The following is a 15,539-nucleotide window of genomic DNA, read 5'->3' as shown; positions in this document are numbered from 1 at the left end:
TTATGTTTAAAATAGAACTCCGTTATATGGGAAGAAGTTTCCTTATTGCATTAATTTTTGTTTGTCTGCTTTCGTCCTGTGCGGTGAACCAGACCAAATATCAGCGCAGGTATAATGAGGTTTGGCGGGAGATGATACAATCCCAGGCCTGGATGGAATCGCTAAAGGGCAAGAATGTTGATCCAGCAGTGGGACTTTACGCGAGTTTGGATGACGAGGAAGTCTTGGACGAATCTACTACAAATTACGAAATGGCTTTCGAGAGCCAATATCAATCCCTTGTTTCAAGGGCCTACTTTAAAATCATTACCGAAGCAGAGAAATTGGACACCCGTATTACTGCCGAATATAAACAGATACAGAACAACCCCGAAAATTTTTCAAAGAAGGAAAGGGAGGAGGTTGAGCGCAAGTTTCAGGCACACAGGGCCATGCTGAGTGGTTTACGGTCCTGGAATATCTTCAGTGACGACAGATCCGGGGATTTGGATTATTTTAAAAGGGAAAACAGGGAAGCCATCCAAGAAATGATGCAGGAGGGCAAAGGTTCGGACCAAATGATTAACTTCCTGATCTATAAATTAGCCGATTTATATCACGTTGAAGAAGCATCGGGAAATTAAAAAACGGGCCTACGAACACTGCAAGGAATTTGTATCCAATCGTATGTCCAGAATATCCAAGCAAATTCAGGAAGTTCAGGAATCCTTGACTTCTGAGACCAAAAGTAGTGCCGGGGACAAGCATGAAACCGGAAGGGCCATGTTGCAGTTGGAACGGGAAAAACTGGGCAATCAACTGGCCGAATGTGAAAAAATGCAGGAACTGCTCCATAGGGTACAGCTAGATTCCCTGAACTCCATGGGAGGCTTGGGGGCCTTGGTAGAAACGGAAGATCGGTATTACTTTATTGCAATTTCCGCAGGGGCGATTACTACCGAAGGCCTTCCTATTTACTGTATTTCCCCGGCGACACCCATCGGCAAATTGTTATTGGGAAAAACTACCGGGGAGAGTTTTTTATTTAACGGGAACGCTTTTTCCGTTTTATCGATATCCTAAATAATCCGTGGATTTTTTGCCTATCTTGACACCAAATTAATATTTGTTGCGACTTTCCTATGGATAAAAAGAAAAAGCTTCGAAGTTCTGAATGGTTCGGGGATGACGGTAAGATGGGTTTTGTACACCGTTCTTGGTTGCGAAACCAAGGATATCCCGATGATTATTTTGAGGGTAGGCCCGTCATTGGTATTTGCAATACCTGGTCGGAATTAACTCCTTGTAATGGACAACTTCGTGATTTCGCCGAAGTGGTTAAAAAGGGGATTTTGGAAGCTGGGGGCGTGCCTATGGAGTTTCCCGTGATGTCCCTAGGGGAAACGATTATGAAACCTACAACCATGCTCTTTCGCAACTTGGCAAGTATGGATACAGAGGAATCCATCCGGGCCAATCCCTTGGATGGCATCGTGCTGTTGACGGGTTGTGACAAGACCACCCCGTCCACCATAATGGGAGCCTGCAGTGTGGATCTTCCCACGCTTGTAGTACCCGGCGGCCCCATGTTAAGCGGTCGTTTTAGAGGAGAAAAGGTAGGTTCCGGATCAATGAACTGGATGATCAAGGAACGGCAGGAAAACCAAGGATATTCAGCTGCCGATATTCGGGAAGCCGAAGTCTGTGTGGCACGGAGCATCGGTCACTGTAACACGATGGGTACCGCATCAACGATGGCCACTATGACCGAAGCCTTGGGATTGACCCTTCCGGGGTATTCCTCCATTCCCGCAGCGGATTCCAGAAAGAAAATGTATGCACAACTTTCTGGTCGCAGGATCGTGGAGATGGTGAAAGAGGATTTGACCCTATCCAAAGTCTTGACGCGCAATGCCTTTGAAAACGCCATCATTGTGAACGCAGCGGTTGGAGGATCCACTAACTTGATAATTCACCTTACCGCCATAGCCCGCAGGATCGGTGTCGATTTAAAATTGGAGGATTTTGATACCATTGGAAGCAAGATTCCACTATTGGTGAATATGAAACCTTCCGGGAAATACTTGATGGAGGATTTCTATTATGCCGGAGGTCTCCCCGTGGTAATGAAGGAATTGACGCCATTGTTACATCCGGAGACGGTTACGGTCAACGGAAAAACACTGACGAAAAATTATGAAGACGCCATTTGTTATGATACCGATGTTATTGCGAAGCTTGAAAAACCTTTTCAGGAGAAATCGGGCATTGCCGTACTCAAAGGAAATCTTTGTGAGAATGGCGCGGTGATCAAACCTTCGGCTGCTTCGCCCAAACTGATGAAACACCGTGGCAGGGCCGTGGTCTTTGAAACGATGGAAGATTACCACGAACGCATAGACGACCCCAATCTGGACATCGACGAGAATAGTGTTATCGTCCTGAAAGGGGTAGGGCCCAAGGGCTATCCCGGCATGCCCGAAGTGGGGAATGTGGATTTGCCCAAAAAACTGTTGGCCAAGGGCATTACTGATATGGTCCGTATTTCCGATGGACGTATGAGCGGCACCGCAGCCGGAACCGTCGTACTTCATGTTTCACCGGAATCAACGGTGGGAGGAACGTTGGCCGTGGTAGAGAACGGGGATTGGATAGAACTGGATGTACACAAAAGAACCTTGCATTTGGATATTGACGATGCCGAATTAGCGAAACGAAAGAAAGCATGGATCCCACCAAAACCCGTTGCGGACAGGGGGTATGTGAAACTATATATTGACCATGTGGAGCAGGCCGATTTGGGTGCCGATTTGGACTTTTTGGTAGGTGGCTCAGGATCCAAGGTAGAACGGGATTTACACTGATATGGTACTGATTTATTTGCTTTTGGCCATTGTGGCCATCATTTTCCTAACGACCCGATTGAAGGTCCATGCCTTTATGGCACTCTTGATCGTTTCCTTGGCCTACGGCCTGTTTTCAGGTATGTCCTATTCTGAAATCATTGCCTCCATTAACGATGGTTTTGGGGGCACGCTGGGGAAAATTGGACTGATCATTGTCCTAGGCGTGATCATCGGAGCTTTTTTGGAAAATACCGGAGGCGCCTTTGCCATTGCCGAAAAGGTCTTGAAGTTCATCGGAAAGAAACGGATCATTACCGCTATGGGGGTTTTGGGCTATATTGTCTCTATTCCCGTTTTTGCAGATAGTGGATTTCTATTGTTGCACCCATTATCCAAAAGTCTTTCCAAAAAAGCAAAAATTTCCATTGCAGGTCCGGCCATCGCTCTTGGACTTGGCCTTATGGCCTCCCACACAATGGTGCCACCAACACCGGGTCCCATAGCGGCGGCAGGTATTTTAGGGGCCGATTTGGGCTTGGTCATTGCCTTTGGCTTTCCGGTGAGTATCATTGCTTTGATTGCAGGGCTCGTATTTGCATCGAAGTATGCCTCCCAAACTTATATTGAACCCGACTTGATCGGGGGTGCGGATTCTGAAAGGATATACAAGGAACAGCCAAGTGCCTTGAAATCTTCTGTTCCCATCATTATACCCATTTTACTGATCGTTTTACGATCGATATTGAACCCGGAACGAACCGGAATCGATAATGGTTTTGTCGACTTCCTGAATTTTGTCGGGGAGCCGGTTATTGCTTTGCTTATAGGTGTTTTTCTGTGTTTACTATTGCCGAAAAAACTGGAGTACGATATGGTCTCCTCCTCGGGATGGATTGGTAAGGCCATTATGGATGCGGCATCTATCATCTTGATAACAGGAGCGGGCGGTATTTTTGGAAAGATTCTTCAAAATTCCGGTATTGCCGAAACCTTGGGCGATTTGCTCAGCGGATATAATTTGGGTATTTTTCTGCCCTTTGTCATTGCCGCTGCCATAAAATCGGCGCAGGGATCTTCCACCGTGGCGTTGGTGACCTCGGCCTCGATTATTTTTCCCATGATGACGTCCCTAGGATTTGAAACGGAGATACAAAAAGCCTTGGTGGTGATTGTGATCGGTGCAGGATCGGCCGTAGTGTCCCACGCCAATGATAGTTTTTTCTGGGTGGTTACCCAAATGAGCGGTATGAACGTAAAAAATGGCTATCGATTATTTAGCTTGGGAAGCGGAATACTCGGCTTAACCGGGGCGTTGGCCGTGTTTGTTTTGTATACGCTGTTTGCATAACATCCAAAAAAAGACATGTTCTTATATGTTTAGGAACCGTTTTCTAGAATTCCGGTTTGGACCGATTCGCTTTTTTTTCGGCATTAGCTTTCTTAGATTTCAACCGCTTTTCTATGGCCGATTTGGAGGGCTTACTGGCTTTTCTTTTTTTGGGAATTTTAAGTGCGGCTTCCAAAAGTGCAAAAAACCGCTCAACGACCAAATCCTTGTTCTTATGCTGACTGCGGGATTCGTCGCATTGCAATAACAAGGCCCCTTCATTCGTCAATTTGGAACCCAGTTTTTTGGAAATACGTGATTTCTCGGTTTCGGAAAGAACCGATGAATTTACTACATCAAAGGACAGCTCCACCTTGGAGGACACCTTATTGGCATGTTGTCCACCTGGCCCGCTACTGCGGATGGCCTTAAATTGGAGTTCCTTTAAAATTCCTTCCTTGTCCAATCAGCTGTTTTGAACAAAGGTAAGAAACTGCTTTGGAGTGAGTTCTTAGTTGATAAAAAGGGGTGCTAGTAGTAAGGTAAAAACGACTAGGGTCAGGATAAGATGTACTCTTTTCATAATTCGTATTAATTGTAAATGAACCCAATAACGGTCCAAAGTGCGGATTAGTTTATGGAAGGGCAAAATTTTGCTGAGAATTGGCCCATTTCCCTATTTTATCGTTAAACTGTCGTTCCTCCTTGCAATCGTTGGTTTATGGTTTCGATGGAAACGTTGAGATACACTTTCTTTTCCGGTTCCAATGGAAAGGGGGAATGAAAGAATAGGGTATCCCCTTCTTCGGATGCTCCTTTGATCAAATAATAAGGGCCCATAGGATACGATTCTTTGGCGAAAACAGTGATACCGGAATTTTCAGAAATCCTGAACTCATGGGCATACACGATGATTTTTCGCTTGGTGTTGGCGTAGGATTTGAGCACATCGATAGAAATACTGTTGGCCTCGCCAAACAGGGAGGCAATATATAGGCTTTTGGGGTTTGCATACAGGTCCATGGGTTTTCCTTTGGCCAAAACGGTCTTGTCCTTTAGTACTACTACCCTGTCCGTAAAAGGAAGCACATCCTGATAATCATGGGTAGCCAGAATGCAGGTAATACCGTGGTCCCTTAAATACTTAAAAATGTTTCTTCGTAAGCTGTTTTTCAAGAAGTTGTCAATATGGCTAAAAGGTTCGTCCAAAAGAAGAATTTCCGGTTTTTGGGCCAATACACGCGCCAGTGCTACTCTCTGCTGCTGCCCCCCGCTCAGGTTTTTGACTTTGGTATGGGCAAAATCGGTAAGCTCGATCATCTCCAAAAGTTTCTGGGTACGCTCCTTTAATTCCTTCGGATAGAAAACGGAAAGATATTGACTGATATTTTCCGATACGGTTGTAAAGGGCATCAGGTCAAAATCCTGGGAAAGGTATTTCATAAACGGGGCACCAGGCACCAGATTGTAGGCCGGTCCCAGAACAGGTTCGTCTTCCCAAAAGATCTGGCCCTGTTCCAAATCCATCAGGCCATATAGAATTTTTAAAAGGGTGCTTTTCCCGCACCCGCTCTCCCCTATGAGGGCCACATGTTCCCTGCGCTGGACCCTAAGGTCTATGTTTTCCAGTACGGTATCGGCATTATAACCAAAAGAAACATTTTCTATTCGTAGCATAACCAGTGTGCTGTTCTGTTGGGCACAAAAAATCCGTTCCAAAAATAAGAACGGATTTTCCATTTAATTATTGATTTAAACCCTTATTCCTTGAATTCCTTCAATACGGATTGGTTGGGCAGTTCCTCAAAGCCCATATTGAAAAGGGTAAACCCAAAAATATCGGCATATTGTTCTATGGTCTTACTCACAGGAGTTCCCGCACCGTGGCCGGCATTGGTCTCGATTCTAATCAAGGTTGGATTGTCCCCGGCCTGTTTTTCCTGTAGCTCCGCGGCAAACTTAAAGCTGTGGGCAGGCACCACGCGGTCATCATGGTCGCCCGTAGTGACCAAGGTTGCAGGATACGCCGTTCCTTCCTTTACATTATGAACGGGGGAGTAGCCCTTGAGATAGTTGAACATTTCCTCATTGTCCTCTGAGGTACCATAGTCATAGGCCCAACCGGCTCCGGCGGTAAAGGTGTGATAGCGAAGCATATCCATGACCCCTACGGCAGGCAGGGCCACTTGCATCAAATCGGGACGCTGGGTCATGGTGGCGCCTACTAAAAGTCCGCCATTGGAACCCCCGCGGATGGCCAGATATTCCTTGGAGGTATATTGGTTGTCGATGAGGTATTCCGCAGCGGCGATGAAGTCGTCAAAAACATTTTGTTTTTTGGTCTTGATACCCGCATTGTGCCATTTCTTGCCATATTCCCCACCACCTCGTAGGTTGGGAACGGCATACACACCGCCCTGTTCCATCCAAACGGCGTTTACGATACTGAACGAAGGGGTAAGGCTTACATTAAAACCGCCATACCCGTAAAGGATGGTCGGGTTTTTTCCGTTCAATTCGATGCCTTTTTTATGGGTGATGATCATGGGGATTTTGGTCCCGTCCTTGGAAGCGTAGAAAACTTGTTTGGATTCATAATCATCTGGATCGAAATCGATTTCCGGTTTCCAATATTGCTCGTACTCCCCGGTGTCTACATTGTATCTATAGGATGAACCCGGAGTGTTATAATTGGTAAAGGAAAAATAGAATTCCTTTTCGTCTTTTTTCCCGCCAAAACCACTGGCGCTTCCCACACCCGGAAGCTGTACCTCTCGCACCAAATTACCCTCGTAATCGTACTGAAATACTTTGGATATGGCATCTACCATATACTCGGCAAAGAAGTAGCCGCCTCCCGTATTGGGACTCAATACATTTTCCGTTTCGGGAATAAAATCCTCCCAATTCTCCGGGGAAGGATTTTTGGCATCCACGGTAACGATTTTTTGATTGGGTGCATTTCTATTGGTTACGATGTAGAGTTTGGAACCTACATTCTCAATGATATAATTGTCAGAATCCGTATCATCCACAATGGGGATCAGGAGTCCGTTGGGGTCCTGTAAATCGCGAATGAACAATTTGTTTCCCGAGGTGGAAATAGACGCTGAAATGACCAGGTATTTTTCGTCTTCGGTAACACTGGCCCCAACATAGCGGTGTTTTTCCGTGGGGATACCGCCATAAATAAGTTCGTCCTGCGATTGTGGGGTTCCCAATTTATGGTAGTAGACCTTGTGTTGGTCCGTTTTGGCGGAAAGCTCACTGCCTTCGGGCTTATCGTAACTGGAATAATAAAATCCATCATTTCCTTTCCATGAAATTCCGCTGAACTTGATATCGACCAAAGTATCCTCAACAACCTCCTTGGTTTCCGTACGCAGCACGATGGCCTTGCGCCAATCACTTCCCCCTTCCGAGATAAGGTAGGCTGCCAGGGATCCGTCCTTGGTGAACTCCAGTCCGGCCAAGGAGGTGGTACCATCCTCCGAAAAGGTGTTGGGATCTAGGAACACCTCGGCTTCGGCATCCCCTTTTTTCCTATAGACCACATATTGGTTCTGCAGCCCGTTATTTTTATAGAAGTACGTATAGTCGCCTTCCGTAAATGGGGCACTTACTTTTTCATAGTTCCAAAGCTTTTCCAACCGTTTTTTTAGGTCGTTCCTGTAAGGGATGTTTTCCAAATACCCAAAAGTGGTTTCGTTCTGTTTTTTGACCCAAGCTTCGGTTTCCGGACTTCGGTCATCCTCCAACCAACGGAAGGGGTCTTTAACCTCGGTTCCAAAATAGGTGTCTACGGTGTCGACTTTGGCAGTTTCTGGATAGTTCACAACAATCGGTTCTTTTTTTGTTTCTGTCTTGCAGGCTTGCAAAGCTAGGGCAGCGCAGGAAAAGAAAAGGATCTTTCGCATGGTTTTTAAAATTAGTTGGATTAAAAATACCACAAAAAAACCTCCAAAACGGGCGTGTTTTGAAGGTTTTAACATTCTATAGTGTGAGTTTAAACCAAACCTTTCTCCACCAAATATTCCGCAATTTGGACCGCATTCGTGGCCGCACCCTTTCTAAGGTTGTCCGCAACGATCCACATGTTTAAAGTGTTGGGATTTGTTTCGTCCCTACGGATCCTACCCACGAAAACTTCGTCCTTATTATGCGCGTAGATGGGCATGGGGTAGGTGTTGGTGTCCGGGTTGTCCTGGACCGTAACGCCTGGCGTGTCGTTTAGGATTTGTCTGACTTCGTTCAAATCGAAATCATTGTGGAACTCCACATTGACGGATTCTGAATGTCCTCCGGAAGTTGGAATACGTACGGCGGTCGCAGTAACCGAAAAGGTTCTGTCATCCAATATTTTCTGGGGCTCTCGGGCCAACTTCATTTCCTCTTTCGTATACCCGTTTTCTAGGAATACATCACAATGGGGAAGGGCATTTCTACCAATGGGATACGGGTAGGCCATTTCGCCGCTTACCCCTGCGATTTCATTCTCCAATTGTTGAACGGCCTTCACCCCCGTACCTGAAACCGATTGGTACGTGGATACAATGACCCGTCTCATTTTATATTTTTTGTGAAGCGGTGCAAGTGCCATGACCAATTGTATGGTAGAGCAGTTTGGGTTCGCAATTATTTTGTCATTGCTAGTTAAAACATTGGCATTGATTTCCGGAACCACTAATTTTTTATCCGGGTCCATACGCCAAGCGGATGAGTTGTCAACAACGGTCGTTCCAGCTTCCGCGAATTTTGGTGCCCATTCCAATGAGGTATCCCCACCTGCGGAGAAAATGGCGATGTGCGGCTTGGCCGCCACGGCATCAGCCAATCCAATAATGGAGTATTCCTCACCTTTATAGGGCATTTTTTTGCCTACAGATCGTTCCGAGGCGACCAACAAAAGTTCACTAATGGGAAAATTGCGTTCGGCCAATACCTTCAACATCACCTCACCTACCATGCCCGTGGCGCCAACTACAGCTACCTTCATAATTCTTTAGTTTAAAATTCTCGCGCAAAAATAGGTATTACCCTAACTTGGACAAGGGAATTCGGAATTAATAATTAAAATATAACAAAAAGTTTCAAAAATAACATTTTGTGCAAAACCTATAATCCAGCCTTGTAAAGTCCTAAATTGATTGTCTCCCTAGCTTTTAGAGTGTTTTTAAATCTGACTATCGGATAAAAAAATACCGCCAAACTGCTAGCGAAGCAATGTTGACGGTTTTTAAAGTTAGACTGCGGTGCAGCGGTTTATCCTGTAAAGGGATAATTACTTTTTCAAGGCGTCCCTAATTTCCATAAGCAACTCCTCGGCTGTTGGGCCTTTTGGTGCTTCCGGAGCAGGCTCCTCTTTCTTTTTGGTCTTGTTGTAGGCCTTAACGATCATAAACAGTACAAAGCCTACGGTAATCAAGTTGATGATGGCGTTGACCCATTTTCCGTACATAATGGCATTTTCTGGTTTTGTAACCTCTCCATCGGCACCTACAACAGCTTCGTCCAATACGATTTTCATGTCGGCAAAGTCCAGACCACCGGCAAAGTGTCCTACGATCGGCATCATTATATCTGAAACAAACCCGTTGACAACAAGACCAACGGCCCCGGCAAGTATAACCGCAACTGCCAGGTCAATGACATTTCCGGTCATAATAAAATTCTTAAATTCTTTTAGCATGATTTAGTGTTTTATTGGTTTATAAGGATGCAATGTAAGAAAAAATAATTCTTAATAAAATGTGAAATAAATCAAATTTTAACTGGAATATATTCTTCTTACCCGTTGTGAAATCCCTGTAATCAACTCATAGGAAATGGTGTTCGCGGTTTTTGCCACTTCATGGGCGGATAGCTCAGGGCCATATAGAATCACCTCATCCCCTTCCTTACTGGGGATATCCGTAATATCGATCATAATCATATCCATACAGACGTTTCCAATAATTGGCGCCATTTTACCGTTGACCAACACAAAGGTTTTGCCCTTGCCATATTGTCTTCCAATACCATCTGCATGGCCAATGGGCAAGGTAGCCGAAACACGGGAAGACCTTGAAACATAAGCCCTGTTATAGCCTACGGTATCGCTTGGACTCAAATGGTGTATTTGTGATATGATGGTTTTTAGCGTGGCGATGGGTTTTAGTTCCGCGTCATATCTGGCTTCATTTCCATAACCGTACAAGCCTATTCCGCTTCGTACCATATCGTATTGTGCTTCCTGATAATTCAGGATTCCAGAAGTGTTGAGAATATGCCTTATGGGTTGAATTTTTAACCGATTGGTTACTTCAACACTAATTTTTTCAAATTTGGCAATCTGCTTTCTGGTGAACGCTTCTTCCTTTGGGTCTTCGGTGGCGGCTAAATGGGAAAATAGGGAAACAATTTTCAAAGTATCCTTATTTTCCAATAGCTCCAAAAGGGATTCAACGTCCTTTTCCGCAAATCCCAATCGGTTCAATCCGGTATTGAACTTGATATGTACCGGATATCGGTTGATTTCTTTCCGATTCAATAACGCAGTGAATTGGTTCAGGATCCCAAAGGAATACATACTGGGTTCCAACTGGAACGCGATGAGGATTTCTAAATTAACGGGTTGGGGATGGAGTACCAAAATGGGTTTCGTAATCCCAGCTTTACGCAGGGCAACGCCTTCTTTTACATAGGCCACGGCAAAATAGTCGGTTCCCAGTTCCTGTAGTTTCAAGGCAATTTGGTCCGCATCGCTACCATAGGCAAAGGCCTTGACGACCGAAAGAAATTTGGTGCCCGGATTTAATTTGGACCGAAGAAAACGATAATTATGTTCCAGGGACTTCAAGTCTATTTCCAGAACGGTCTCCAGGGCCTTAGGCATTTGGTTTTCTATTGGGATTTTCGATTTCCACAGAATCTACCTTCATATGCTTCACTTTTTCCTTTAACATGGCCTTGTAAAAGGCACCACGGCTTAGGGGTTCATATTCGTTCGTTTCACCTAACAGGACAAGCTTGTCGTTGTTGGATTTTCGAAAACTGTAATTGGCCAAATTCCCGGTTCTCGTACAGATGGCATGTACTTTGGTCACATATTCTGCCGTGGCCATAAGCGCCGGCATTGGTCCAAATGGGTTGCCCTTGAAGTCCATGTCCAACCCAGCAACGATTACCCGAACCCCTTTATTGGCAAGGTCGTTGCAAACGGTAACGATTTCATCATCAAAAAACTGTGCCTCGTCTATGCCAATAACATCGCAAGTGTCGGCCAAAATACGAATGTTCGCGGCTGCCGGTACAGGAGTGGAGCGTATTTCATTGGCATCATGGGAAACCACCATATCGTCATCGTATCGGGTATCCACCATGGGCTTAAAAATCTCCACTTTGAGTTTGGCGAACTGTGCCCGTTTTAGCCTGCGTATCAATTCCTCGGTCTTGCCCGAAAACATGGACCCGGCAATGACTTCTATCCAGCCGAATTGTTCCTGGTGATTAACGGTATTTTCGAGAAACATTTTGTATTTTTAAACGAAAATAAGGGGTTTTTCCGTTCTATTTATAGAATCTTAAAGTTATTAAAAAAAGGTGCGGCTTTCGCGCGGAATAAACTAATTTGTAGTTATGAAGGAAAAATTAAGGGCAGATTTGATTAAAATGTCCACAGACATCATTACTTCCAGGGAGATAAATGATATTACGGACTTGTACGAAGCTGCCAAGAAACTTTACGAGAAGATTGCGGTACTTAAGTTTATAGAAGAGGAACTGAACGACATTCAGGTGGACGTTTCCAAAAACGTCATTGCCGAAAAGTTCGAAAAAATGGCGAATGCCGTAATGCGCGCCAATACCTCCGTTCCTGAAAGCAATCCACATGAGGAGGATATCATGACACCGGGTATGGAAACGATAAAGGATATGGTTTCAGAAATGCCCAATTCTGAAAATTTGGAAGAAGTCTTGACGGAGTTCATGTCCAAACCGGATTTGATGAAGAACGACAAGGAGTTGTTCATGCCCCCGCCAACTTCCAAAAAACAGGAGACCCCTAAATCCTTGAACGAGCGATTGGCAACAAGGGAACTTCAAGTAGATCTTAACAACAAGCTCGGTTTTATAAAACATCTTTTTAACGGCAGTGCAGAGGATTACAACAGGGTATTGTCTCAATTGACTACGATAGACAGTCATGAGCGTTCCGTATCCTTCATTAAGAATATGGTAAAACCGGATTATGATAATTGGGAAGGAAAGGAAGAGTATGAGATACGGTTTATGGAACTCATAGAACGTAGATTTTTATAAAGCGACGGTATTTTTATAGCAATAAGGCCCAGCACTTGGTGTTGGGTCTTTACTTTTGTAACCATGGGAAAACTATATATTGTGCCTACGCCCATTGGCAATTTGGAGGATATCACCTTAAGGGCCATTCGGGTCTTAAAGGAGGCCGATTTGGTTTTGGCCGAAGATACCCGTACCAGCGGAAAGCTTTTACAACATTTGGAGGTATCTACGCCCATGCAGAGCCATCATATGCATAATGAACACAAAACCGTATCCGGACTTGTGGATCGCATCCAGGCAGGTAGTACAATTGCCTTGATTTCAGATGCGGGGACGCCAGCCATTTCCGATCCTGGGTTTTTATTGACCCGCGCCTGTGTGGAAGCGGGTGTGGAAGTGGAATGCCTGCCCGGTGCCACGGCCTTTGTGCCCGCATTGGTCAACAGTGGTCTGCCTAATGACAAATTTGTATTTGAAGGTTTTTTGCCGGTCAAAAAGGGAAGACAAACCCGACTGACACTTTTGTCCGAAGAAACCAGAACTATGATTTTTTACGAATCCCCGCATAAACTTCAAAAGACATTGAACAGTTTTGTGGAGTATTTTGGTGCGGATAGGCCCGTTTCCGTATCCCGGGAACTTACCAAAATGTACGAGGAAACCATCCGTGGCACCGCCGAGGAAGTACTAAAACACTATACCGAAAAGCCTCCAAAAGGAGAGATAGTGATTGTAGTTGGGGGTAAAAAATAATTCCATAACACAATTAAAATTTAGCTTAAATTGTACCCATGTGGGCACCATGGATCATTTCCGGATTTACGGTAATCGCTGTCTATTATTTGGACCGATGGGAAAATAGGCACATTAAGTCACTGTTCGATTGGATTCCTGCCATTTTGCTTGCTTACATTATCCCTGCCATTATTTCGTATGCCTTTAACGTAGACTATTCCCAAGCCGAAATCCATAATTTCAGTCGGGATTATTTTATTCCCTTGGCCATCATAGCTGTTATGAGCAGTTTGTCCTTGGGTCAGTTGAAGTCCATAGGCTATAAGCCGATACTTGTTTTTGTGGCCGGCTCTTTTTTTATAGCGGTTTTCCCGATAGTCCTTATGCTACTTTTTTCAGAGTCCGAGTTGATTTCAAAGACCTTGGTAACGGAAAACTATTGGATGGGCATTCCGCCCATTGTGGGCAGTTGGATCGGGGGAAGTACGAGTCAGCTCGTATTAAAGGAGTTGGTGGAATGCCCGGAGAATATCTTTTTGACGGTTTTGGTGATGGACAATATTTTGGTGAATGTCTGGACGATTTTGATGTTCCAGACCATCAAAAAGAGCGAAATATTAAATAAGTGGTTTCGGGTATCGGATGTTGCCATTCCTGAGGATATCCGTTTGGAAAAGGGAAGCAAATGGAACCCATGGTTATGTGCCTTGGTGCTACTTATCATAGTGGTTGTAAGCAATTACCTTATTGACAGCTTCATTGTAAAAGTGGTGCTACTTTCGTTTTTGGGGTTGGCTTTGAGTAACTTTTTGTCGAAATGGAACTTTGGATTCGCCCTAAAGTCAGGGGGTATTTTAATTATCGTGGTGATGGCGGTTTTGGGATTAAAATTACAGATTGCCACACTAGGTTTTAACCTTCCTTTTTTCGGATTCTTATGTGTTTGGCTTTTGGGCCATTTTATTTTTATGGTCTTGGTCGCCAAAGCATTGAACGTGAATATGGCTTGGGTACCTATTGCCAGTATGGCTAATGTGGGCGGTATTGCCACGGCTCCGGCGGTTACTGCGGCTTACAATCTCAAGTGGATGCCCCATGCCATTGTCTTGGCCATCTTGAGTATGGCCACGGGTACCTTTTGGGGGATGTTGACGATTTGGTTATTTAGGAGTTTTGTGGTGTAAATGAGCAGGTTTCAAAAACAAATTACTTCTCGACTGCGCTCGAAGTGACAGAAAAATCACTTTTTTACCAACAACCATGAACCATCAACTTTTAACTAATACAGAGAGCCATCATGCTTCCCTTTCTCCCAACCGTGTTTTCCCAAGTATTGGTCGGCACTTTGTACCGCTCCATCCTCAATGGAGGTTCCCATGGAGTCGTTCCAGCGGTTGAGGTAGCCAAACAGGGAAATCACTCCCAACATTTCCACAATTTCACCTTCGTTCCAGTATTTATAAAGTCGTTCTTTTATTTCGGCATCCACGGCGTTGGGTACTTGGGAGGCTTGCAGTGAAAAATCCAGAGCGGCCCGTTCCGCATCGGAGAAGGCAGGGTGGGTTCTGTATTCCCATATATTTTCCAATTGTTCATGTTCCGCCCCATATCGCTCTGCTGCTCGAATGGCATGTGCCTGACAGTAGCGACAGCCCGTGGCATTACTACTGACCCAGGCAATCATCCTCTTAAGTGCGGAAGTGACCCTACCTTCATTCGCCATCACCGCTTTATTTAGGTTTATGAAGGCTTTTGAAATGGCAGGACGGTGCTGCATGGTCAAAACGGAATTAGGGCAAAAGCCCAAAGTCTCGTTGAAAAATTCGGCTAATTTTTTTGTTTCGGGGTCGTGGCTGGGGTCCAAAGGATTTACAAGTGCCATAGGCTATTTTTTGGAGGTTAATTATGGTATTTTTGTAGTCCACAAGAAACAAAAAATTATGGGTACAACAAATCACATTACCACCAAATGGTTGGGAAACATGGCCTTTGAGAGCAATAATCCATCGGGGCAAACGATACGCATAGATATCGCCAAGGAAGACGGTGGCGATGGGAGTGGGGTAAGACCCAAAGCGTTGATGCTATCCGGATTGGCAGGATGTTCGGGCTTGGATGTTGCCGCGCTTATCAAAAAAATGAAATTGGAAGTGACCGATTTTCATATCGAAACCATCGCCAACCTTACGGACGAGCACCCTAAATACTATGACAAGGTCATTATTGAATACCATTTTCACGGCCCTAACCTTGAAGAAAAAAAACTACAACGCGCCGTAGATCTATCGGTAGAGAAATATTGCGGGGTAATGGAGATGTTTAGAAGGTTTGCCGAGTTGGATATTAAAACTATATTTCACAATAGTTAA

The 15,539-nt window shown here is 44.8% G+C and carries 16 protein-coding genes; 8 read left to right on the top strand and 8 right to left on the bottom strand.

All coding sequences use genetic code 11. The annotated features are described in order from the left end of the window. Positions 1–26: 26 nt before the first annotated feature. From ACZ41C_RS06725 to ACZ41C_RS06710, 4 genes are read left to right on the top strand one after another with little or no spacing between them, the layout of a single operon-like run. On the top strand, positions 27–623 hold the full coding sequence (locus tag ACZ41C_RS06725) for a hypothetical protein (protein WP_464565031.1): 597 nt from the start codon (positions 27–29) through the stop codon (positions 621–623). Between the two features lie 43 nt (positions 624–666). Continuing rightward, positions 667–1,062: a GreA/GreB family elongation factor gene (locus tag ACZ41C_RS06720; RefSeq protein ID WP_138256749.1), complete on the top strand. Its 396-nt coding sequence runs from the start codon at positions 667–669 to the stop codon at positions 1,060–1,062. Between the two features lie 59 nt (positions 1,063–1,121). After that, positions 1,122–2,843 (top strand): IlvD/Edd family dehydratase, encoded by a 1,722-nt coding sequence (locus ACZ41C_RS06715; RefSeq protein WP_464565029.1) that lies wholly within the window; start codon positions 1,122–1,124, stop codon positions 2,841–2,843. A 1-nt stretch (position 2,844) separates the two neighbouring features. After that, positions 2,845–4,173 carry a GntP family permease gene (locus ACZ41C_RS06710; protein WP_464565027.1) on the top strand — a complete coding sequence of 443 codons (1,329 nt, stop codon included), beginning with the start codon at positions 2,845–2,847 and terminating at the stop codon, positions 4,171–4,173. Positions 4,174–4,216: 43 nt separating this feature from the next. On the opposite strand, the gene arfB is transcribed toward ACZ41C_RS06710, so the two are convergent. The 7 genes from arfB to ACZ41C_RS06675 all read right to left on the bottom strand — a co-directional run bounded on the left by arfB (position 4,217) and on the right by ACZ41C_RS06675 (position 11,663). Further along, positions 4,217–4,618 (bottom strand): alternative ribosome rescue aminoacyl-tRNA hydrolase ArfB, encoded by a 402-nt coding sequence (arfB, locus tag ACZ41C_RS06705; RefSeq protein WP_138256752.1) that lies wholly within the window; start codon positions 4,616–4,618, stop codon positions 4,217–4,219. A gap of 221 nt (positions 4,619–4,839) precedes the next feature. After that, complete coding sequence (locus ACZ41C_RS06700) at positions 4,840–5,892, bottom strand: ABC transporter ATP-binding protein (RefSeq protein WP_464565024.1); 1,053 nt, start codon at positions 5,890–5,892, stop codon at positions 4,840–4,842. 20 nt (positions 5,893–5,912) lie between these two features. Further along, positions 5,913–8,069, bottom strand: a complete 2,157-nt coding sequence (locus tag ACZ41C_RS06695) for a prolyl oligopeptidase family serine peptidase (protein WP_138256753.1) — start codon at positions 8,067–8,069, stop codon at positions 5,913–5,915. An 89-nt stretch (positions 8,070–8,158) separates the two neighbouring features. Further along, positions 8,159–9,148, bottom strand: coding sequence for an aspartate-semialdehyde dehydrogenase (locus tag ACZ41C_RS06690; RefSeq protein WP_138256754.1), 990 nt, complete (start codon positions 9,146–9,148; stop codon positions 8,159–8,161). 285 nt (positions 9,149–9,433) lie between these two features. After that, positions 9,434–9,841 (bottom strand): large conductance mechanosensitive channel protein MscL, encoded by a 408-nt coding sequence (gene mscL, locus ACZ41C_RS06685; RefSeq protein WP_125221951.1) that lies wholly within the window; start codon positions 9,839–9,841, stop codon positions 9,434–9,436. Between the two features lie 78 nt (positions 9,842–9,919). Further along, a complete protein-coding gene (gene alr / locus ACZ41C_RS06680; RefSeq protein ID WP_464565020.1) occupies positions 9,920–11,026 on the bottom strand; it encodes an alanine racemase in 1,107 nt (368 codons plus the stop codon). Then, positions 11,019–11,663, bottom strand: a complete 645-nt coding sequence (locus tag ACZ41C_RS06675) for a thymidine kinase (protein WP_154917827.1) — start codon at positions 11,661–11,663, stop codon at positions 11,019–11,021. The genes alr and ACZ41C_RS06675 overlap by 8 nt, the downstream gene beginning before the upstream one ends. A gap of 106 nt (positions 11,664–11,769) precedes the next feature. Between ACZ41C_RS06675 and ACZ41C_RS06670 the strand changes: the two genes are divergently transcribed. The 3 genes from ACZ41C_RS06670 (at position 11,770) to ACZ41C_RS06660 (ending at position 14,354) form a co-directional block, all read left to right on the top strand. Further along, positions 11,770–12,453, top strand: coding sequence for a hypothetical protein (locus tag ACZ41C_RS06670; protein ID WP_464565018.1), 684 nt, complete (start codon positions 11,770–11,772; stop codon positions 12,451–12,453). 63 nt (positions 12,454–12,516) lie between these two features. Then, positions 12,517–13,188, top strand: coding sequence for a 16S rRNA (cytidine(1402)-2'-O)-methyltransferase (gene rsmI, locus ACZ41C_RS06665; protein ID WP_464565016.1), 672 nt, complete (start codon positions 12,517–12,519; stop codon positions 13,186–13,188). Between the two features lie 38 nt (positions 13,189–13,226). Continuing rightward, complete coding sequence (locus ACZ41C_RS06660) at positions 13,227–14,354, top strand: DUF819 family protein (RefSeq protein WP_464565014.1); 1,128 nt, start codon at positions 13,227–13,229, stop codon at positions 14,352–14,354. A gap of 95 nt (positions 14,355–14,449) precedes the next feature. Here ACZ41C_RS06660 and ACZ41C_RS06655 read toward each other — a convergent pair whose 3' ends face one another. Continuing rightward, the gene (locus tag ACZ41C_RS06655; RefSeq protein WP_464565012.1) at positions 14,450–15,052 is read right to left on the bottom strand and encodes a carboxymuconolactone decarboxylase family protein; all 603 of its coding nucleotides are present in this window, start codon (positions 15,050–15,052) and stop codon (positions 14,450–14,452) included. A 58-nt stretch (positions 15,053–15,110) separates the two neighbouring features. Here ACZ41C_RS06655 and ACZ41C_RS06650 point away from each other — a divergent pair, with 58 nt between their 5' ends. Next, positions 15,111–15,539, top strand: coding sequence for an OsmC family protein (locus ACZ41C_RS06650; protein WP_464565010.1), 429 nt, complete (start codon positions 15,111–15,113; stop codon positions 15,537–15,539).

The sequence above is a fragment of the Maribacter sp. C-4077 genome (genome assembly GCF_055378385.1).
The sequence above is the reverse complement of the archived record's forward strand: the minus strand, read 5'-3'. Positions and strand labels throughout refer to the sequence as shown.

What these genes read in the sequence shown, in the direction of transcription:
- ACZ41C_RS06725 (WP_464565031.1), top strand. Translation starts at nt 27, where the DNA reads ATGGGAAGAAGTTTCCTTATTGCATTAATTTTTGTTTGTCTGCTTTCG.
- ACZ41C_RS06720 (WP_138256749.1), top strand. Translation starts at nt 667, where the DNA reads ATGTCCAGAATATCCAAGCAAATTCAGGAAGTTCAGGAATCCTTGACT.
- ACZ41C_RS06715 (WP_464565029.1), top strand. Translation starts at nt 1,122, where the DNA reads ATGGATAAAAAGAAAAAGCTTCGAAGTTCTGAATGGTTCGGGGATGAC.
- ACZ41C_RS06710 (WP_464565027.1), top strand. Translation starts at nt 2,845, where the DNA reads ATGGTACTGATTTATTTGCTTTTGGCCATTGTGGCCATCATTTTCCTA.
- ACZ41C_RS06700 (WP_464565024.1), bottom strand. Translation starts at nt 5,892, where the DNA reads ATGGAAAATCCGTTCTTATTTTTGGAACGGATTTTTTGTGCCCAACAG.
- ACZ41C_RS06695 (WP_138256753.1), bottom strand. Translation starts at nt 8,069, where the DNA reads ATGCGAAAGATCCTTTTCTTTTCCTGCGCTGCCCTAGCTTTGCAAGCC.
- ACZ41C_RS06690 (WP_138256754.1), bottom strand. Translation starts at nt 9,148, where the DNA reads ATGAAGGTAGCTGTAGTTGGCGCCACGGGCATGGTAGGTGAGGTGATG.
- mscL (WP_125221951.1), bottom strand. Translation starts at nt 9,841, where the DNA reads ATGCTAAAAGAATTTAAGAATTTTATTATGACCGGAAATGTCATTGAC.
- alr (WP_464565020.1), bottom strand. Translation starts at nt 11,026, where the DNA reads ATGCCTAAGGCCCTGGAGACCGTTCTGGAAATAGACTTGAAGTCCCTG.
- ACZ41C_RS06675 (WP_154917827.1), bottom strand. Translation starts at nt 11,663, where the DNA reads ATGTTTCTCGAAAATACCGTTAATCACCAGGAACAATTCGGCTGGATA.
- ACZ41C_RS06670 (WP_464565018.1), top strand. Translation starts at nt 11,770, where the DNA reads ATGAAGGAAAAATTAAGGGCAGATTTGATTAAAATGTCCACAGACATC.
- rsmI (WP_464565016.1), top strand. Translation starts at nt 12,517, where the DNA reads ATGGGAAAACTATATATTGTGCCTACGCCCATTGGCAATTTGGAGGAT.
- ACZ41C_RS06660 (WP_464565014.1), top strand. Translation starts at nt 13,227, where the DNA reads ATGTGGGCACCATGGATCATTTCCGGATTTACGGTAATCGCTGTCTAT.
- ACZ41C_RS06655 (WP_464565012.1), bottom strand. Translation starts at nt 15,052, where the DNA reads ATGGCACTTGTAAATCCTTTGGACCCCAGCCACGACCCCGAAACAAAA.
- ACZ41C_RS06650 (WP_464565010.1), top strand. Translation starts at nt 15,111, where the DNA reads ATGGGTACAACAAATCACATTACCACCAAATGGTTGGGAAACATGGCC.